This is a genomic window from Kitasatospora sp. NPDC093102 (assembly GCF_040683915.1).
Classification (GTDB): Bacteria; Actinomycetota; Actinomycetes; order Streptomycetales; family Streptomycetaceae; genus Kitasatospora.
Genome location: NZ_JBFBFA010000001.1, coordinates 306,705 through 326,346, shown reverse-complemented (window position 1 = coordinate 326,346; position 19,642 = coordinate 306,705). Strand labels below are relative to the sequence as shown.

The following is a 19,642-nucleotide window of genomic DNA, read 5'->3' as shown; positions in this document are numbered from 1 at the left end:
GGAACACCGTTTCCCAGCATCAGGTTGGGATTGGTGTCGGCTGGTCGCGCAGCATCTCGCTCCTCTACCGGGGAGTGAATCCGTGGGCCGCGCCGCTGAGCGGGACTAGCATGCGGAAGGACAGGGCGGGGACGGACCCCGAACTGCCCGACCGCTCTGAGGAGCGATAAACGATGTTCGAGAGGTTCACCGACCGCGCGCGGCGGGTTGTCGTCCTGGCTCAGGAAGAAGCCCGGATGCTCAACCACAACTACATCGGCACCGAGCACATCCTCCTGGGTCTGATCCACGAGGGCGAGGGCGTCGCCGCCAAGGCCCTGGAGAGCCTCGGGATTTCTCTTGAGGCCGTTCGCCAGCAGGTCGAGGAGATCATCGGCCAGGGCCAGCAGGCCCCGTCCGGCCACATTCCCTTCACGCCCCGGGCGAAGAAGGTCCTGGAGCTGTCGCTCCGCGAGGCCCTCCAGCTCGGCCACAACTACATCGGCACCGAGCACATCCTGCTCGGCCTGATCCGCGAGGGCGAGGGCGTCGCCGCCCAGGTCCTGGTGAAGCTGGGCGCCGACCTCAACCGGGTGCGCCAGCAGGTCATCCAGCTGCTCTCCGGCTACCAGACCGGCGGCGGCAAGGAGTCGGCCACGGCCGGCGGGCCCGCCGAGGGCACCCCGTCGACCTCGCTGGTCCTGGACCAGTTCGGCCGCAACCTCACCCAGGCCGCCCGCGAGGCCAAGCTCGACCCGGTCATCGGGCGCGAGAAGGAGATCGAGCGGGTCATGCAGGTGCTGTCCCGCCGCACCAAGAACAACCCGGTGCTGATCGGTGAGCCCGGCGTCGGCAAGACCGCCGTGGTCGAGGGCCTGGCCCAGGCGATCGTCAAGGGCGAGGTCCCGGAGACGCTCAAGGACAAGCAGCTCTACACGCTGGACCTGGGCGCCCTGGTGGCCGGCTCGCGCTACCGCGGTGACTTCGAGGAGCGCCTGAAGAAGGTGCTCAAGGAGATCCGCACCCGCGGCGACATCATCCTGTTCATCGACGAGCTGCACACCCTGGTCGGCGCGGGCGCCGCCGAGGGCGCCATCGACGCCGCCAGCATCCTCAAGCCGATGCTGGCCCGCGGCGAGCTGCAGACCATCGGTGCCACCACCCTGGACGAGTACCGCAAGCACCTGGAGAAGGACGCCGCGCTGGAGCGCCGCTTCCAGCCGATCCAGGTCGCCGAGCCCTCGCTGCCCCACACCATCGAGATCCTCAAGGGTCTGCGCGACCGTTACGAGGCCCACCACCGGGTCTCCATCACGGACTCCGCCCTGGTCGCCGCCGCCACCCTGGCCGACCGGTACATCTCGGACCGCTTCCTGCCGGACAAGGCGATCGACCTGATCGACGAGGCCGGCTCCCGGATGCGCATCCGCCGGATGACCGCGCCGCCGGACCTGCGCGAGTTCGACGAGAAGATCGCCGACGTGCGCCGCGAGAAGGAGAGCGCGATCGACGCGCAGGACTTCGAGAAGGCCGCGTCCCTGCGCGACGACGAGAAGCAGCTCCTGCAGGCCAAGGCCAAGCGCGAGAAGGAGTGGAAGGCCGGCGACATGGACGTCGTCGCGGAGGTCAACGAGGAGCTCATCGCCGAGGTCCTGGCCACCGCCACCGGCATCCCGGTCTTCAAGCTGACCGAGGAGGAGACGTCCCGCCTGCTGCGCATGGAGGACGAGCTGCACAAGCGCGTCATCGGCCAGAAGGACGCCATCAAGGCGCTCTCCCAGGCCATCCGGCGTACCCGTGCGGGCCTCAAGGACCCGAAGCGCCCCGGCGGTTCGTTCATCTTTGCCGGCCCGTCCGGTGTCGGTAAGACCGAGCTGTCCAAGACGCTGGCGGAGTTCCTGTTCGGCGACGAGGACGCGCTGATCGCGCTCGACATGTCCGAGTTCTCCGAGAAGCACACCGTCTCCCGGCTGTTCGGCTCCCCGCCCGGCTACGTGGGCTACGAGGAGGGCGGCCAGCTGACCGAGAAGGTCCGCCGCAAGCCGTTCTCGGTCGTCCTCTTCGACGAGGTCGAGAAGGCCCACCCGGACATCTTCAACTCGCTGCTGCAGATCCTGGAGGACGGTCGCCTGACCGACTCCCAGGGCCGCGTGGTGGACTTCAAGAACACCGTCATCATCATGACGACCAACCTCGGCACCCGGGACATCTCGAAGGGCTTCAACCTCGGCTTCGCGGCCGCGGGTGACACCCAGACCGGGTACGAGCGGATGAAGGCGAAGGTCGGCGAGGAGCTCAAGCAGCACTTCCGCCCCGAGTTCCTGAACCGTGTCGACGACATCGTGGTGTTCCACCAGCTGTCCGAGGACGACATCATCCAGATCGTCGACCTCATGATCGCCAAGGTGGACGAGCGGCTCAAGGACAAGGACATGGGCCTGGAGCTCAGCGTCGAGGCCAAGAAGCTGCTGGCCAAGCGCGGCTACGACCCGATCCTGGGCGCCCGCCCGCTGCGCCGCACCATCCAGCGCGACATCGAGGACCACCTCTCGGAGAAGATCCTCTTCGGCGAGCTGCGGGCCGGCCACATCGTCGTCGTCGACGTCGAGGGCGAGGGCAAGGACGCCAAGTTCACCTTCCGCGGCGAGGAGAAGTCGGCCGTCGCGGACACCCCGGCCGCGGTTGCCTCGTCCGGTCCGGACCTGACGAAGTAACCCAACTTTTAACAGACAACTTCACAGCCACCGAGCCCCCGGCGTTCACGCCGGGGGCTCGGTGCGTTCGCTCCGAGCGGGCCGGCGGCGGGGCGGACCGGGATCGACCGGCCCCCGTGCTGGCTGGTGCGGGTGCGCTCGGTTTCTCAGCAAGCTTTAACCAACATACGGTTGACACACGGTCAGATGATGGGAAGTCGCGGAGCATAGCGCCGTGACCATGTCACGGTCAAGATCTATCTTTTCTGTGCACCCTTGTATCAAATGACGTCCACCTGTCTTTCATTTTGGTTTGCCGGGCTTTGGCCAGAAGCTGGCCCCGGTCGGGGAGGACGTCACAACGTTGAAGAACACCAGGAGAACCGCTGCGGCTGCCACGGCCGCGGCGGTCATAGTCACGCTCGGCGCGGGCCTGTTCCCGGGCACCGCCGTCGCCGCCGGCTCGGCCCCGGTCCCGAAGGACCCGGCCGACGCCGTCCAGAACACCGAGCACAACATTCCGGGCCCGCTGACCGCGAAGGTGGAGGCGGAGCAGAAGGCCGCCACCGAGAAGCTGCTCAACGGCACCGCCCAGGTCGAGCAGCACAACGGCAGCACCAGCGTGAAGCTCGGCAAGGACAAGTACGTCGAGCTCGCCCGCGAGCGCACGGACAAGATCTTCACCATCCTGGTCGACTTCGGTGACCAGGTGGACAACACCACCAAGACGCCGGACGGCAAGGTCAAGTACGGCGGCGAGGCCGGCCCGAAGCACAACGAGATCGAGAAGCCGGACGCGGCCACCAACAACTCGACCGCCTGGCAGGCCGACTACAACCAGCAGCACTACCAGGACCTGTACTTCTCCAAGGACAAGCCCTCGCTGAAGACCTACTACGAGAAGCAGTCCTCGGGCCGCTACTCGGTCGACGGCGTGGTCTCGGACTGGGTCCGGGTGCCGTGGAACGAGGCCCGTTACGGCTCCGACTACTGCGGCTCCAACGTCTGCGCCAGCGCCCAGGACCTGATCCGCGACGCCGTGGACATCTGGTACAAGGACCAGCTGGCCAAGGGTCAGACCGAGGCGCAGATCAAGGCGACCCTGGCCCAGTACGACCAGTGGGACCGCTACGGCTCGCACCACGACGGGAACTTCAACCAGCCCGACGGGTACATCGACCACTTCCAGATCGTGCACGCCGGTGAGGACAAGTCGGCCGGTGGCGGCAAGCAGGGCAGCAAGGCCCTGTGGGCGCACCGCTCGTACGTCTACGGCAACCTGCAGGGCAAGGCCGGCCCCGAGGGCAACAAGCTCGGCGGCGTCCAGGTCGGCAACAGCGGCCTGTGGATCGGCGACTACACGATGCAGCCGGAGAACGGCGGCCTCGGCGTCTTCGCCCACGAGTACGGCCACGACCTCGGTCTGCCGGACCTCTACGACACCGCCGGCAAGGGCATCGACAACTCGGTCGGCTTCTGGTCGCTGATGTCCTCCGGTTCCTGGCTCGGCGAGGGCAAGAACAGCATCGGCGACATGCCGAACGACCTCGACGCCTGGAGCAAGTACAAGCTGGGCTGGCTGAAGGCCGACCGCGCCAAGGCGGGCACCGAGTCGACCCACCACATCGGCCCGGCGGAGTACAACAGCAACCTGCCGCAGGGTCTGATCGTCGACCTGCCGAAGAAGAGCATCACCACCGAGATCAACAAGCCGTTCGGCGGCACCGGTGAGTGGTGGAGCGGCAGCGCCGACAACCTGAACGTCACGCTCACCCGCGACATCGACCTGACCGGCAAGACCAAGGCCAGCATCAACGCCAAGGCCTGGTACGAGCTGGAGCAGGACTTCGACTACGCGTTCGGCGAGGTCTCCACCGACGGCGGCAAGACCTGGACCGTCATCGACGGCACCTGGAACGGCACCGCGCTGCCCCGCGAGAACGACCGCCCGGCCCTCAGCGGCCAGGTGGCCGCCTGGGGCGACCTGTCCTTCAACCTGGACGCCTACGCGGGCAAGCAGATCAAGTTCCGCTACCACAACACCACCGACGGCGGCCTGCACTTCCGCGGCCTGACGCTGGACAACATCACGGTCGTCGCCGACGGCGCCACCGTGTTCAGCGACGACGTCGAGAACGGTGACAACGGCTGGGTGGCCGACGGGTTCTCCCGCTTCGGCGGCTCGTACAGCAAGGACTACGCGCAGTACTACATCGCGGAGAACCGGCAGTACGTGTCCTTCGACCAGACCCTGAAGACCGGCCCGTACAACTTCGGCTTCGCCGACAAGCCGAACTGGGTCGAGCACTACTCGTACCAGCCCGGCCTGCTGATCTGGTACTGGGACGAGTCGCAGACCGACAACAACGTCAGCGTCCACCCGGGCCAGGGCCTGATCCTGCCGGTCGACTCGCACCCGACCCCGCTGAAGTGGAACGACGGCACCCTGATGCGTCCGCGCATGCAGGGCTTCGACTCCACCTTCGGCTCCCGCCGCGTCCCGGCGCTGACCCTGCACAAGGCCGGCGCCGAGACCGTCATCCCGAAGACCAAGGGCGTCGACGAGTTCAACGACCTGAAGTCGTGGTGGAGCAAGGACAACCAGTACAGCGGTGTCAACGTTCCGAAGACCGGGACCAGCATCGAGGTCGAGAACGAGTCCTCGAACTACCTGGAGACCTGGATCCGGGTCCGCCCGGTCGACAACTGATCGTCAGCCCGGTAGCGATCGGCCTGTGACCAGGCAGCTCTGACAACTCCACGTCCGGCCCGTCCCCGCAGCGCGCGGGGGCGGGCCGGACGCTTTGTCAGGACCGGCCGGCCCGCAGCCGGTCCAGGAAGGCGGCGGCGGCCACCGCGACGTCGGCACCGGTCCAGTCGAGGGCGGCCGCGGCGACCGTGACCTCGGTCATCGAGAGCCCCGGCGGCCCGCACTCGCGCCAGGCGCCGAACAGCCCGGTCCCGGTGTCCTCGGCCAGCCCCAGCCCGGCCTCCTCCAACTCCCCGGCCGGGTACGGCAGCCAGAGCTGGAACTGGTGGGTGTGCGGCGGGGCCGGGTGCACCCGGGCGCCGGGGACGGCGGCGAACGCCCGCGCCAGCGCCCCGGCGACCGTCCCGGCGTGCGCCACGTACCCGGCCAGCCGCGGCAGTTCGCGCTCCAGCCCGGTCAGCGCGGCCAGCGCGAACGGCCACTGCTGGTAGAGCTGCCCGCCGTAGCGGTGCCGCCAGGCCCGGGCGGTGCGGACGAAGCCGCCCGGGCCTGCCAGCGCGGCGCCGCTGATCCCGCCGAGCGTCTTGTAGAAGGAGACGTAGACCGAGTCGGCCAGGCCGGCGACCTCCGGCAGCGGCCGGCCGAGGGCGACGGCGGACTCCCAGATCCGGGCACCGTCCAGGTGCAGCGCCGCACCGTGCTCCTCCCGCACCACCGCGGCCAGCTCCACCAGCTCCGCCCAGCCGGGCAGCACGAACCCGGCGTCGCGCAGCGGCAGCTCCAGGCTCAGCGCGGCGTACGGCTCGTCCAGGGCGCGCAGCTCCTCGGCGGTGGGCTGGCGGGGCGCGGTGGTCGGCCAGAGGCTGCGCAGGCCGGACAGGACGGCGAGCGCGTGCCGCTCGTGCCGGTCGGTGTGGGCCAGCGGGTGGGTGACCACGGTGCGCGGCCCCGCGGCCTCGGCGTGGATCCGCAGCGCGATCTGCTGGGCCATCGTGCCGGTCGGGAAGAAGGCCGCGTCCTCGGTGCCGAGCAGCTCGGCGACCCGGCGCTCCAGGGTGCGGACCACGCCGTCGCCGTACTGGTCCGGGCGGCCGTCCAGGTCGGCGGCGCCGTGCGGACCGGGGGCGGCGCCCGGCAGCGGGCCGGCCAGGTCGGCGAGGCGTTCACGGATGCTCTGCGGCCGGACGCCGGACAGCAGCCGCTCGCAGCCGCGCAGGGCGGCGAAACGGCGGTCCGGCAGGCTCGGGCGGTCACTGGCGTCGGGGTCTTCGCTCCTGTTGCCATACATGGCTCGATGGTCCCGCAGCGGGCCGGACCGGTCAGCGGTGCGGACGGAAAGCGGTCCGAGCCCGCCAAACCCCGGCCGCGCGTGGTGCTGGTCACAGGCCCCCGGCCCGGTACGACCGGCGGTAGTAGCGGGGTCGGCGGAATCGGCGGGCGCCCCGAGCGGTCGTGGACGACCGGATCTCGTGATCGTTACTCCGCCGGTCTGAATCTCCGGCGCCACGCTGACTACACGCCGTAGTACGTCACCCCGTTTGGGACTCCGCTCGGTGACCGTTAAACCTGAGTGGTCCCCCGCTCAGCACGCGCCCGAACGGGCACTCCGTGCTGCCCTCGTACGATCCGTGAGGTACGGCAAGCGATGTCCACCGTCCCGCCCGTGGGGCCGGCCCTGCGCCGGCTCACCGCCCTTGCGGCGGCCCAGGCCGCGGCCTGGCAGCCCCGGATCGGCCACGCCGTCCGCACCCATGTCGCACCGCTGCGCGCCCTCGGCTCGCCCCGGCACACCACCCTGCCCGGCAGCCGGCAGCGCGCCGAGCACGACCACGCGCTGGTGTCCGCCGGATCCGTCGCCGCGCTGCTCGCCGGGGTGCTGCTGGTGGCCGCCCCGGGCACGGCCTCGGCGCAGACCGTGCGGCCCACCACGCCGGGCAGCTCGGCCTTCACCGTGCCGCGGGCGGAGGTGCCGAGCGCGGGGCTGGTCCAGGTGGCCGGCCCCAGCCCGTACAAGCTGCCCGACGACGGCGACTCGGCGCAGCAGTTCGTGGCGGTGGCGGCCAACCTGCTGCCGCTCGAACCGCCGGCGCCGCAGCCGGAGCCGGACCCCGCCGCCGAGCCGGCCCCCGAACCCGGGCCGGCGCCGGCTCCCGGGTGGTCGGCGCCGGTGCCGAACGCACCGACCAGCAACCCGTACGGGAAGGCCAACCGCAGCTACGCGGCCGGCTACCACACCGGGGTGGACTTCGCGGTCTCCCCGGGCACGCCGCTGCTGGCGGTCGGCGACGCGACCGTGGTGTCGGCCGGCTGGGACGGCGCGTACGGCAAGGAGGTCGTGCTGCGGCTGGCGGACGGGCACTTCGCGCAGTACGCCCACATGTCCTCGCTCGCCGTCTCGGCGGGCCAGCGGGTGTCGGCGGGCGAGCGGATCGGGCTGTCCGGGAGCACCGGCAACTCGACCGGCCCGCACCTGCACTTCGAGATCCGCACCAGCAACCGCTACGGCGCGGTGGTCAATCCGATCGCCTACCTCGCGGGGCACGGCGTCACGGACTTCTGAGCCGTCCGACGCCCTCAGGTCCCGGCAGGGGCGGGGGCGGCGGCCGGGGCGGGGTGGCTGATCCCGGCGCCGATCTCCAGCGCGATGTCCCGGGCCGCCCCGATCGCCGCGTCCAGGTCGGCGGCGGGCAGCTGCTCGCCCCACACGTTCCGGGCGTGGCCGCAGTCCGCGTTGTCCTGCTTGAGCAGGAACAGCGACGAGTGGACGGTGAACAGCGCCATCGCGGCCCGCAGCCGGTCGTGGAAGTCCGCTTCCGGCCCGTGCACCAGCTGCACCATGGTGATCATCCGGTCCTTGAAGGCCAGCCCGGCCGGGGACTCGCGCAGCGCGGGCTGGTTCTCGTGGAAGAAGCGCAGCAGCGGGGCCCGCTCGGCCATCCCGTCCGCGAAGCGGCGGATCAGCTCGTCGCGCATCTCCGGGCTCCAGGCCTGCTTGCGGCCCCACGCGATGGTCTCGTCGATCGGCGCGGCCATCCGCTCGACGATGCCCAGGACGATGTCGTCCTTGGTCTTGAAGTGGTAGTACAGCGCGGCCTTGGTGACGCTCAGGCGGTCGGCGATCTCGCGCAGTGAGGTCTGCTCGTAGCCCTGCTCCGCGAAGAGCTCCAGTGACACCTCGATGATGCGAGCCCGGGTGTCGCTGCGGGGGCTGTGCGGAGTACCCATGGCCTGCCTCATGACTGCGTCGGTGTACTGCGGACCCCGGGGTGGTGTCCGCCCCGGGCTCATTCTCCCTGCCCAGACGGCCGGCTGGGAAACTAGCTTGACGACCGGCTAGGAAACAACTTACCGTGCCGACGGTCGATAAACTAGCCGGGCGACAAGTAAGCGACCGCCGCACGGCACGACGCCCCGTCCGAACCACCCTCCGGGAGACCCCACCTCATGTCACAGTCCAAGCCCGTCGGCCCGGTACCGGAGGACAAGACGGCCGAGGAGGAGAAACCGCGGTCACCGCGTGAGATCCGCCTCGTGATGGTCGGCCTGGTCGTCACCATGCTGCTGGCCATGCTCGACAACCTGATCGTCGGCACCGCGATGCCGACCATCGTCCACGACCTCGGCGGCGGCGAGCACCTGTCCTGGGTCGTCACCGCGTACACCCTGGCCACCGCCGCCTCCACCCCGATCTGGGGCAAGCTCGGCGACATGTACGGCCGCAAGGGCACCTTCCTGACCTCGATCGTGATCTTCCTGGTGGGCTCGGCACTGTCCGGTCTGTCGCAGAACATGAACGAGCTGATCGGCTTCCGCGCCGTCCAGGGCCTCGGCGCCGGCGGTCTGATGGTCGGCGTCATGTCGATCATGGGCGCGCTCGTCCCGCCTCGTGACCGCGGCAAGTACCAGGGCATGTTCGCCGCCGTGATGGCCCTCGCCACCATCGGCGGCCCGCTGGCCGGCGGCTTCATCACCGACCACCTGAGCTGGCACTGGACCTTCTACATCAACCTGCCGCTCGGTGCGATCGCGCTCGCCGTGGTCGTCGTCACCCTGAAGCTGCCGAAGGTCCGCAGCACCGCGCGGGTCGACTACGCGGGCGTCGTGCTGCTCACCACCGGCATCACCTCGCTGGTCCTGATCACCACCTGGGGCGGCCAGCAGTACGCCTGGGGCTCCAAGGAGATCCTGGGCCTGACCGCGCTGGCCATCGCCTCGCTGATCGCCTTCTGTTACGTGGAGCAGCGGGCCCAGGAGCCGATGCTGCCGCTGAGCCTGTTCCGGAACCTGAACTTCACCCTGGTCTCGATCATCGGCTTCGTGGTCGGCTTCGTGATGTTCGGCTCGACCGTCTTCCTGCCGCTGTACCAGCAGACGGTCCAGGGCGCCTCGGCCACCAACTCCGGTCTGCTGCTGATGCCGATGATGTTCGGCATGCTGATCGTCTCGCTGGTGGTCGGCCAGGCCGTCACCAAGACCGGCAAGTACCGGATCTTCCCGATCATCGGCACCCTCGTGATGACCGGCGGCCTGATCCTGCTCTCCACCATGGGCGTCGGGACCAGCAGCTTCACCTCGGCCTGCTGGATGGTCGTGCTGGGCGCTGGCATGGGCTTCCTGATGCAGATCACCATGCTGGTCGCGCAGAACAGCGTGGAGCTCAAGGACATGGGCGTGGCCAGCTCCACCGCCACTCTGTTCCGCACCATCGGCGGCTCCTTCGGTGTCGCGCTGTTCGGAGCCCTGTTCAACAACCGGGTGAAGGACACCATGAACGAGATGCTCGCCGGGAAGCCGCAGCCTCCGGGCGGGATGCAGGACCCGAGCCAGATGAGTCTGAACGATCTGCACAAGCTGCCCGACTACGTCCAGGACGCCTACAACCACGCGGTGTCCAACGGCGTGCACAGCATCTTCCTGTGGGGCGCCGGGATCGCCGTGATCGCGATCGCCGCGGCGGTGTTCCTGCGCGAGGTACCGCTGCGCGGTACCGGCAAGGACGAGAAGCCGGCCGAGGCCTCGCTGGAGGCCGCGGCCGTCTGACGGCCGCAGACCGCACGATGGCGCCCCCGGAAGGTTCGAGCCTTCCGGGGGCGCCATCGTCGTTCACTGCCGTCGTCGTTCACTGGGGCAGGCGGTAGACGCCCTGCTCGACCGGCTCGACCAGGCCGTCCGCCACCAGGCCGTCCAGCGCCCGGGCCCGCTGCACCGCGTCCGGCCAGACCGCGTCCAGCCGGGCCTGGGGCACCGTCCCGTGCGCCTCGCGCAGCACCGCGAGCAGCTTCCCGCGCACCTGGCGGTCCGTCCCCTCGTAGGACTGGCCGCGCCGGGCCGGGCCCTCGTACGGCGGGCGGCCGGCCCGCTGCCAGGCGCAGGCGGTGAACAGCGGGCAGTCCCCGCACTCCGGGCCGCGCGCGGTGCAGACCAGCGCGCCCAGCTCCATCACGCCGACCGCCCAGGTGGCGGCCGTCTCGGCGTCGTCCGGCAGCAGCGCGGTGGCGGTGCGGCGCTCGGCGGCGGTGGTGGCCTGGGCCGGGTACTCGACGCCGGTCACCGCACGGGCGAAGACCCGGCGGACGTTGGTGTCCAGCACGACGTGCCGCTGGCGGAAGGCGAAGGAGGCGACGGCGGCGGCGGTGTACTCCCCCACCCCGGGCAGCGAGAGCAGGGTGGCGTGGTCGTCCGGGACCTCGCCGCCGTGCTCCTCGGTGATCGCCACCGCAGCCGCGTGCAGGCGCAGCGCCCGGCGCGGGTAGCCCAGCCGGCCCCACATCCGGACCGCCTCGCCCGGCGCCTCGGCGGCGAGGTCGGCCGGGGTCGGCCAGCGGGTGAGCCAGGCCTCCCAGGCGGGCAGCACGCGCTTGACCGGGGTCTGCTGGAGCATGAACTCGCTCACCATGACCGCCCAGGGCGTCGCGTCGGGGGCCCGCCAGGGCAGGTCCCGCTTGCTCGCCTCGTACCAGTCCAGGACGGTCGAGTGGAACAGCGGCAGGGGCATCGGCGGCCGGGAGGCATCGGCGGCGGTGGCGGTGATGGCAGTCATGTCCCTTCGATCCTCCCACGCCCGCCGACCGCGCCGAAGTGGAGCAGGCCACTCCGAATCCCCTGGGGGCCTCGCGAAAATCGTCCGGTTGGGGCTCGCTCGAACGGATCAAATGGCGGATCATGTGAAGGAAGGGGCGACTGTGCGGTGTTGGTGAGTCAATCGCCACACACAGTCTCGTAGAGTTTGATCGTGCCTTCTCTGCGTCAACCCGTCGGACCACTGCCGGCCTCGATCTACTGGCGTCGGCGCATCGTCGTGCTCGTCGCCGTCGCGGCGGTCGTCGCCCTGATCGCCTGGCTGATGATCGATCAGGGCGGAGGCGGTGACGGCGGCTCACAGGGCAAGGCCGCACAGGCCGTTCCGTCCCAGGACCAGGCCCCGGCCCAGGCCATCACGCCCGGAGCCTCCCCGAGCGGCCCCGCGGCGCGCCCGGGCGGTGGCGGTACCGGGGGCGGCCCGGTGGCGGGCGGCGGCGGCACCGAGGTCAACCTCAGCGGCGGCATCGGCGCCGGCGCCAACCCGGCCCCCGGGGGCGGCGCCGCACCGGCGACCGGCGGCGGCACGGGTGGTGGCACGGGTGGCTCCGGCGGTACGGGCGGCGGCGCTCCTCCGGCGGTGAACACCCCCGAGATCATGGCGCTGCCGGTCTGCGCGTCCTCGCAGGTGGCGCTGGAGCTGGCCGGCACCCAGAACTCGTACCAGCCCAAGGACAAGCCCCGGCTGGCCCTGACCGTCAAGAACTCCTCCGGCGCCAACTGCCGGGTGGACCTGGGCCGCACCGCCTCCGTGATCACGGTGAGCGGCAGCAACAACGACCGGGTCTGGTCCTCCGGCGACTGCCCGGCCGACAAGGGCGGCATCTGGGTGCAGCTCGGCGCGAACGGCAGCCAGACCGAGACCTTCACCTGGGACCGCAGCCGCAGCAAGCCGCAGTGCGCGACCGCCGACCAGACGCCGCCGGCGAGCGGCACCTACGTGGTCCTCGCGGAACTCACCGGGCTCTCCGGGGACAAGGTCTCGGCGCGGGCCTCGATCCGGCTGGACAGCTGAGAACCGGTCAACTTCCACCGGAGCCCCCGGCCGCACGGCCGGGGGCTCCGTCGTGTCCGGGCGCGGGTACGGACCGGGGCGCGGTACGGACGTGCGACGGCCCCCGGGAGGCGTTCGCTCCCCGGGGGCCGTCGCCGTGTCCGGGCTTCCGTACGGCTGCGCGTCCGGTCAGACGTAGCGCTCCAGGATGGACGATTCGGCAAGGCGGGACAGGCCCTCGCGGACCGAGCGGGCACGGGTCTCGCCGACGCCCTCGACGGTCTGCAGGTCGTCGATGCTCGCGGCGAGCAGCTTCTGGAGGCCGCCGAAGTGCTCGACCAGGCGCTCTATGACCGTGTTGGGCAGACGCGGGATCTTCGCCAGCAGGCGGTAGCCGCGCGGCGAGACGGCGGAGTCCAGCGACTCCGGCGAGCCCGAGTAGCCGAGCGCCTTGGCGACGGTCTGGAGGTCCAGCAGCTCGGCGTGGGTGAGCGCCTCCAGGTCGGCCAGCACCTCGGTGACCGTCCGGCCCTTCTTGGCAGCCCGCTCCGGGAAGTAGTCCCGGGCGACCAGCTCGCGCTCCGGCTCCACGCCCGCGATCAGCTCGTCCAGCTGGAGCGAGAGCAGCCGGCCGTCGATGCCTAGCTCCAGCACGTAGCCGGCGATCTCGGTGGCGATCAGCCGGACCATCTCCAGGCGCTGGGCCACGGCGGTGACGTCCCGGACCGTCACCAGGTCCTCGATCTCCAGCGCGGAGAGCGTGCCGGCCACCTCGTCCAGGCGCAGCTTGTAGCGCTCCAGGGTGGCCAGCGCCTGGTTGGCGCGGGACAGGACGGTGGTGGAGTCCTCCAGCACCCGGCGGGTGCCGTTGACGTACATCGCGATCAGCCGCATCGAGTGCGAGACCGCGACCACCGGGTAGCCGGTCTGCCGGTTGACCCGCTCGGCGGTGCGGTGGCGGGTACCGGTCTCGTCGGTGGGGATGGTCGAGTCCGGCATCAGGTGCACGCCGGCCCGGACGATCTTGGTGATGTCCTTGTCGAGCACCACCGCGCCGTCGAGCTTGCACAGCTCGCGCAGCCGGGTGGCGCTGAACTCGACGTCCAGGACGAAGCCGCCGGTGCACACGGACTCGACGGTCTTGTCGAAGCCCAGCACGATCAGACCGCCGGTGTTGGCCCGCAGGACCCGCTCCAGGCCGTCACGAAGCGCGGTACCGGGCGCGATGGCGGTGAGGGAGGCCCGCAGCAGGGCCTCCTCGCGGGAGGCCTTGTCCGCCCCCCGGTCGCTGGCTGCCACGTGACTCCTCCGGTCGACCCCGTGCCTCGCGCCGTGCGCCGGTCCGCGGTCTGTTGCTCTGTCGCTCAGTACCGCTCGGTACTGCCTTCTGGCCAATGAGACTGGGGAAAGTCTAACTGCGTGTGGCTTCGGCAGGGCTTGGGTCAGCGCAGTTCGTCGGAGTCGAGCGGCTCCCAGCCGTCCATCAGCTCCTCGGGGTACGCCGCCGGGCGGTCCGCGGCCCGGGCGGAGCGCGGGGCCGGCGGCGCCGACGGTGCCTCACCACGCGGCTCGGTGCGCGGCTTGGCGGCGGAGCGGCGGCGGCCCGGGATGGCCCGCAGCGCCTCGCCGATGTCGGCCACCTCGACCACCTTCATGCCCGGCGGCACCTTGCCCGGGTCCGGCGGGACCAGGGCGTGGGTGAAGCCCAGCCGGTGCGCCTCGGCGAGCCGCCGCTGCACGCCCGTCACCCGCCGCACCTCGCCCGCCAGGCCGACCTCACCGATCGCCACCAGGTTGCTGGGCAGCGGGGTGTCGGTGGAGGAACTGGCCACCGCGAGCGCCACCGCGAGGTCGGCGGAGGGCTCGGTCAGCTTCACCCCGCCGACCGTCGCGGTGTAGATGTCCTGCTTGCCGAGCTTCACCCCGCCGTGCCGCTCGACCACGGCCAGGATCATCGCGATCCGGGGGGACTCCAGACCCGAGGTGGTGCGGCGTGGGGAGGGGATCTGCGAATCCACCATCAGCGCCTGCACCTCGGCCACCAGCGGGCGCTTGCCCTCCAGGGTGACGGTGAGGCAGGTGCCCGGAACGGGCTTGTCACGCCTGGTCAGGAAGAGGCCGGACGGGTCGGCCAGGCCGACGATGCCCTCGTCGTGCAGCTCGAAGCAGCCCACCTCGTCGGTGGCGCCGTAGCGGTTCTTGACCCCGCGGATGAGCCGCAGCCGGGCGTGCCGGTCCCCCTCGAAGCTCAGGACCACGTCCACCAGGTGCTCCAGCAGCCGCGGGCCGGCGATCTGGCCGTCCTTGGTGACGTGGCCGACCAGCAGGGTGGCCATGCCGCGCTCCTTGGACGCCCGGATCAGCGCGCTCGCCACCTCCCGGACCTGGGCCGGGCCGCCGGGGGCGCCGTCCAGCTCGGCGGAGGCGATGGTCTGCACCGAGTCCAGGATCAGCAGGCCGGGGTTGACCGCCTCGATGTGCCCGAGCACCGCGCCGAGGTCGGACTCGGCGGCGAGGTAGAGGTGCTCCGAGAGGGCGTTGATCCGGTCCGCGCGCAGCCGGACCTGGCCGGCCGACTCCTCGCCGGTGACGTAGAGCGTGCGGTGCTGCGCGGTGCCCGCCTTGGCCGCGACGTCCAGCAGCAGGGTGGACTTGCCGACGCCGGGCTCGCCGGCCAGCAGCACCACCGCGCCGGGCACCAGGCCTCCGCCGAGCACCCGGTCCAGCTCCGGCACGCCCGTCGAGCGGGCCGTCGCGACCTGGCCGTCCACCTGGGCGATCGGGCGGGCGGGCGCGCTGACCGGGCCGGCGGCCGTGGTGCGGATCGGCACCGCGCCGTACTCCTCGACCGTGCCCCAGGCGTTGCACTCCGGGCAGCGGCCGACCCACTTGGGCAGCTGGTTGCCGCACTCGGTGCAGCGGTACGCCGGGCGGGGCTTGGCGGTGGTCTTGGAACGCGGAGGCATGCGGCCCACCGTAGCGCCTGGGTGTGACAACGACGGCCCGCCCGCGGGCTCGCCCCGCGTCCACACAGATGGGCGATGTTGTTACCCGAAAGAAGTACATACGCGGCGAACGGCCGGGGTCAGCCGTGCACGGTCTCTACCGTCGGACGGGTGACAACGAGAACTGTTGGGCCGACCGGGGCGGGCAGGCCGGGTGAACCGACCGGGCCGGCCGGGCCGGTCGGGCCGGTCGGGCCGGTCGGGCCGGTCGGGCCGGTCGGGCCGGTCGGGCCGAAGGCAGCCGCCGCGCTCGTGGCGTACGACCGGCAGGTGGACGGCCTGTTCACCTACTGCCTCTCGGTGCTCTGCGAGCACGACGCGGCCGCCGACGCCCTGGGCGAGGTCCGCGAGCTGGCGCGGCGGTACGGCGCCCGGCTGGCCGAACCCGGGCTGCTGCGCGCCTGGCTGTTCTCACTGGCCCGGTACTGCTGCCTGCGCCGGCTCGCGGGCGGCGGCCGCGGCGTGGCCGGTGCCGGGGCCGCCTCGGCGGCGCCCGGGGCCGAACCGGGCGAGGCCGAGGCGGCCCGGCGGCGGCGCGAGCTGTCCTCGCTCGCCTGGCCGGAGGCGGCCGGCACCGACCCGGAGCAGCGCGAGGCGCTGGAGCTGTCCGTCCGGCACCGGCTGACCCCGCTGGAGGTGGCGGCGGTGCTGGACCTGCCGTTCGAGCGGACCCGCGCGTTGCTGGCCGGGGCCGAGGCCGAAGTGGCCCGGACCAGGGCGGCGCTGCTGGTGCTCGGCGTGGGCAGCTGCCCGGAGCTGGACCGGCTCGGCGGGGCCGGGACGGAGTCCTGGCGGGACTGGGTGCTCGGCCCGGCGCTGCGGCGGGAGCTGGTGCAGCACGTGGTCGACTGCCCGACCTGCCGGGGGACGGCGGAGCGGGTGGCCGCGAGCGAGGCGGCGGAGGGTGCGGCGGGGCTGTCGGGGCTGGCGCTGCTGCGGGCTCCGGTGGACCTTCCCGGGGCTGCCGCGGTCACCGACGTGGCGGCTGCTGCGGTGACGACTGCTCGGGAGGTGGCTGCTCGGGAGATGGCTGCTCGGGTGGCGGAGCCGGGGCTGCGGTTCGACCAGGGCGGCTTCCCCCGGCACCGGGCGCCGGATGCGGGGCGCGGGCTGGCGGTGCGCCGGCGGGTGGTCACCACCGGGGTGCTCGCGGCCGTACTGGCGGCGCCGGTGATCGCGCTCTGGGCCGGGCACCGGGGCGGTGGCGGGTCGGGGCCGGCTGCCTCGGTGTCGGCAGTGCGGGTGGACGAGGCCGGGTCGCCGACCGGGCAGCGGACGCGGCCCGCGGTGGACGGCCCGGCGGAGTCGGGTGCGCCCGGTCTGCCCGGGACGGAGCTCGCGGGGGCCGGGACCGGGATGGTCGCGGGCGGCACCGGTGTGGGCGGGGCCGGTGCAGGCGGGGCCGGTGCAGGCGGTGCCGGTGTAGGCGATGCAGAAACGTTGCTTCCGGGTTTTCCGCGACTCACCTTCGAGGGCGCGGTGATCCCGGTCCCGGCCCACGGCGCAACCCCGCTCAGCAGCCCGACCCTGGTCGCCGCACCGGCCCCGGCGGTCGACCGCGCCTCCGCAACGGGCACGGGCGAGCCGGCCTCCGCCGGACTCCTCACCGTCGAGGCCGGCGAGTACGGCAACCGGACCGTCCTCACCCTCACCAACTCCGGTACCACGGAGATCCGTTGGCGCGCGGTGGCGGACGCCGGCTGGCTCCGGCTCAGCCGCGACTCCGGCACCCTGGCGCCCGGCCAGCGGATCACCGTGATCGTCACGGTGGACGAGGACCAGGCACCGACTACGCACTGGACCGCCCGGATCGCGCTGCCGCCCTCGCAGACGGTGGTCGCCCTGGAGGGCGGTCCGCACAACCGCGGCGGGTCCACCTCCTCCCCGGCCGAGCCGTCGCCGTCGTCGACGCCGCCCTCCACGCCGGTGCCGACCGGTTCCGCGACTGCCTCGCCCACATCGTCCATGTCGCCGTCCGGCCCGCCCACGTCGTCCCCGTCGCCGTCCGGCCCGCCGGCGGGCTCCCCGTCCCCTTCGGGCACGGCCACCGCCGCGCCCGGCTCGGACACCTCGCCGCACCCGACAGGCACGGCGACGGCCTCCCCGCCGAGGCGGTAACAGCGGGTGCAACGCGCCGGACGTGCTCGGCGATGCGCAGGAAGTCGGCCCGGCCGACTTCTCGCGCACGGCAAGCTCGGGCATCCGCCGACTATGTAGACCGACCGCCATATTCCCACCGCAACCCCGGCAAAGGCCGCGCCAGAAGTCGACCCCGCCGACTTCCCGCGCACGACAGAAGCCAGGCATGGCCACATATGTAGACCGACCGTCATATTCCCGACGAAGAGCCCGACGCATGAGAAGTCGACCCGGCCGACTTCTCGCGCACAGCGGGTCGGGCGTCGAAGGATAGGTAGACCGGTCTGCATATTCCTGCCTGCGGCCTCCAGGTGAGAGGACGCGCGAGAAGTCGGCCAGGCCGACTTCTCGCGCGCAGCAGGGTCAGGCCCCGGGAGCTTCCGGCCGCCGGCCGCGAGCCCCGACAGGGACGTGCATGAGAAGTCGATCAGGCCGACTTCTCATGCGAGGGCGGGATCCAGGGGGCCCGCGTCGAGGCGCGTCGAGGGGTGGAAGCCGAGTTGCGGGGGCGGGCAGGATGTCAGACCCGGTGGATCGGCGGGATCCGGTAGCTGCCGTCCAGGACGGCGGGCCCGGGCTGGTAGATGCGGAGGATGGGGCGGAACTCGCCGGGCGGGGTGGGGAGCCAGTTGGCGGCGGCGGCCGGGTCCTCGGGCTGGTCGTGCTGGAGGACCAGGGCGAGGGAGCCGTCCTCGCCGTGGACCAGACCGGGGGTGCGGTCGCCGATCGCGTAGCGGTCGATCGGGTTCTCCACCAGGCAGTAGTCCGGGACGGAGTACATCGTGACCGACCAGAACGCCCCGGCCGGGGGCGGCTGGTCGAAGCGCAGGGTGTAGTCGTGGACGCCGGAGAGGGGCCGGCCGTCGGAGTCGTGGTAGGTCATCGCGAACGAGGCCTCGTAGGCGTGGTTGCCCCAGAGTCCGGCCCGGGCGGCGGCGGCCCGGCTGAGGTAGGCGGCGCGGCGGTCGGGGATGCGCCACTCGGGGTCGTCCAGGGTGCCGGGGCCCAGGTGGTCGGTGTTGTAGTCGAAGAGGTGGAGCGCGCTGCGCCACTCGCCGGGCGGGTGGTCCTCCGGCGGGCGGGTGGCGTCCTCGACCCGTTCGCGGCCGGCCGCCAGGCCCTTGGCCAGTGTCAGCGTCCACTCGGGGGCGGCCGCGCGGTACGGCGAGGCGCCGTCGTCCAGCAGGCCGAGCGGGGCGAAGCGGCGCTGGTACTCGATGTCCGCGGTGGCGGGCGGGAAGGCCTGCATCCAGACCCGCAGCCGCTCGAAGAAGGCCAGCCGCTCGGGGACGTCCCCGTCCGGCTCGGGCAGTCCGGCGACCAGGCCGCCGGGTTCCAGCGGCTCCAGTTCCAGGGCTGCCTGGAGGGCCCGGACCCGGGGCAGGTCGTCCGGGCCGGTGCAGGCGAAGCGGCCGACGAGGGTACCGACGGTGGTGGGCAGCTCGATCACCCGGTCAGGGTCCGGCGGGCTGCCGTGCCAGCCGGGCGGGACGATCAGCCAGGTCTGCGAGCCGGTGCCGGTGGCCCGGCGGCCGAGGTAGGCCACGTTGTCCGTCCAGGCGTCGATCAACTGCAGCACGTAGTAGGCGTCCGCGGTGTCCGGGACGCGCAGCACCTGCGGGCCCTCGGAGAGGTCGAGCTGGGCGATCGAGTAGACCGTGTCGTTGTTGACCGAGACGAAGTCGTCGGCCGGTCCGGCCAGCCGGGTGGCGTGGCTGAGGTGGTTGAACGGCGCCGCCGGCAGGGTGCCCAGACCGCCCCGGACGAACCGCTCGACCATGGTGAGGCCGGCGACCAGCGGGTAGCCGTAGACGTACGCGTCGGCGGCCAGGGCCTCCAGATCGGGGTGGTTCATCGCGGGTCCTTCGTCCGGGGCGGGCAGCCGGTCGGCGGAGTGCTCGGCGTCGGCGGGCCGTTCGTGCCGGCTGTGGCGGGCGGGTCGTGCGCCAGGCCGGGGTGCGGTCGCCGATCGCGGTACAAATCGGATGCTAAGCGGGCCCGGGTGGGGTGGCACGTCGGGCCGGGCGCCATGCGGCATCCGGTG

General features: G+C 72.0%; 12 protein-coding genes. 6 read left to right on the top strand and 6 right to left on the bottom strand.

Features of this window, described 5'->3' with window-relative positions; all coding sequences use genetic code 11:
• Nucleotides 1-173: 173 nt before the first annotated feature.
• The gene (locus tag AB0O11_RS01485) at nucleotides 174-2,693 is read left to right on the top strand and encodes an ATP-dependent Clp protease ATP-binding subunit (RefSeq protein ID WP_224282154.1); all 2,520 of its coding nucleotides are present in this window, start codon (nucleotides 174-176) and stop codon (nucleotides 2,691-2,693) included.
• 292 nt (nucleotides 2,694-2,985) lie between these two features.
• Nucleotides 2,986-5,382 (top strand): immune inhibitor A domain-containing protein, encoded by a 2,397-nt coding sequence (locus tag AB0O11_RS01480; protein ID WP_363380538.1) that lies wholly within the window; start codon nucleotides 2,986-2,988, stop codon nucleotides 5,380-5,382.
• Between the two features lie 97 nt (nucleotides 5,383-5,479).
• On the opposite strand, the gene AB0O11_RS01475 is transcribed toward AB0O11_RS01480, so the two are convergent.
• The gene (locus tag AB0O11_RS01475; RefSeq protein WP_363380535.1) at nucleotides 5,480-6,670 is read right to left on the bottom strand and encodes a beta-eliminating lyase-related protein; all 1,191 of its coding nucleotides are present in this window, start codon (nucleotides 6,668-6,670) and stop codon (nucleotides 5,480-5,482) included.
• Between the two features lie 357 nt (nucleotides 6,671-7,027).
• Here AB0O11_RS01475 and AB0O11_RS01470 point away from each other — a divergent pair, with 357 nt between their 5' ends.
• Nucleotides 7,028-7,942: a M23 family metallopeptidase gene (locus tag AB0O11_RS01470; protein ID WP_363380532.1), complete on the top strand. Its 915-nt coding sequence runs from the start codon at nucleotides 7,028-7,030 to the stop codon at nucleotides 7,940-7,942.
• Nucleotides 7,943-7,956: 14 nt separating this feature from the next.
• Here AB0O11_RS01470 and AB0O11_RS01465 read toward each other — a convergent pair whose 3' ends face one another.
• Nucleotides 7,957-8,607 carry a helix-turn-helix domain-containing protein gene (locus tag AB0O11_RS01465; RefSeq protein WP_363380529.1) on the bottom strand — a complete coding sequence of 217 codons (651 nt, stop codon included), beginning with the start codon at nucleotides 8,605-8,607 and terminating at the stop codon, nucleotides 7,957-7,959.
• A gap of 219 nt (nucleotides 8,608-8,826) precedes the next feature.
• Here AB0O11_RS01465 and AB0O11_RS01460 point away from each other — a divergent pair, with 219 nt between their 5' ends.
• Nucleotides 8,827-10,422, top strand: a complete 1,596-nt coding sequence (locus AB0O11_RS01460; protein ID WP_363380527.1) for an MDR family MFS transporter — start codon at nucleotides 8,827-8,829, stop codon at nucleotides 10,420-10,422.
• Nucleotides 10,423-10,501: 79 nt separating this feature from the next.
• Here AB0O11_RS01460 and AB0O11_RS01455 read toward each other — a convergent pair whose 3' ends face one another.
• A complete protein-coding gene (locus AB0O11_RS01455) occupies nucleotides 10,502-11,377 on the bottom strand; it encodes an A/G-specific adenine glycosylase (RefSeq protein WP_363381249.1) in 876 nt (291 codons plus the stop codon).
• Nucleotides 11,378-11,614: 237 nt separating this feature from the next.
• Here AB0O11_RS01455 and AB0O11_RS01450 point away from each other — a divergent pair, with 237 nt between their 5' ends.
• Nucleotides 11,615-12,475, top strand: coding sequence for a hypothetical protein (locus AB0O11_RS01450; RefSeq protein ID WP_363380525.1), 861 nt, complete (start codon nucleotides 11,615-11,617; stop codon nucleotides 12,473-12,475).
• A 168-nt stretch (nucleotides 12,476-12,643) separates the two neighbouring features.
• On the opposite strand, the gene disA is transcribed toward AB0O11_RS01450, so the two are convergent.
• Nucleotides 12,644-13,702, bottom strand: coding sequence for a DNA integrity scanning diadenylate cyclase DisA (disA, locus tag AB0O11_RS01445; protein WP_363381248.1), 1,059 nt, complete (start codon nucleotides 13,700-13,702; stop codon nucleotides 12,644-12,646).
• A gap of 194 nt (nucleotides 13,703-13,896) precedes the next feature.
• Nucleotides 13,897-15,420, bottom strand: a complete 1,524-nt coding sequence (gene radA, locus AB0O11_RS01440) for a DNA repair protein RadA (RefSeq protein ID WP_363380523.1) — start codon at nucleotides 15,418-15,420, stop codon at nucleotides 13,897-13,899.
• Between the two features lie 150 nt (nucleotides 15,421-15,570).
• Between radA and AB0O11_RS01435 the strand changes: the two genes are divergently transcribed.
• Nucleotides 15,571-17,577 (top strand): sigma-70 family RNA polymerase sigma factor, encoded by a 2,007-nt coding sequence (locus tag AB0O11_RS01435; protein WP_363380520.1) that lies wholly within the window; start codon nucleotides 15,571-15,573, stop codon nucleotides 17,575-17,577.
• Between the two features lie 541 nt (nucleotides 17,578-18,118).
• Here the strand turns inward: AB0O11_RS01435 and AB0O11_RS01430 are convergent.
• Nucleotides 18,119-19,453: a DUF1254 domain-containing protein gene (locus AB0O11_RS01430; RefSeq protein WP_363380519.1), complete on the bottom strand. Its 1,335-nt coding sequence runs from the start codon at nucleotides 19,451-19,453 to the stop codon at nucleotides 18,119-18,121.
• Between the last annotated feature and the right edge of the window lie 189 nt (nucleotides 19,454-19,642).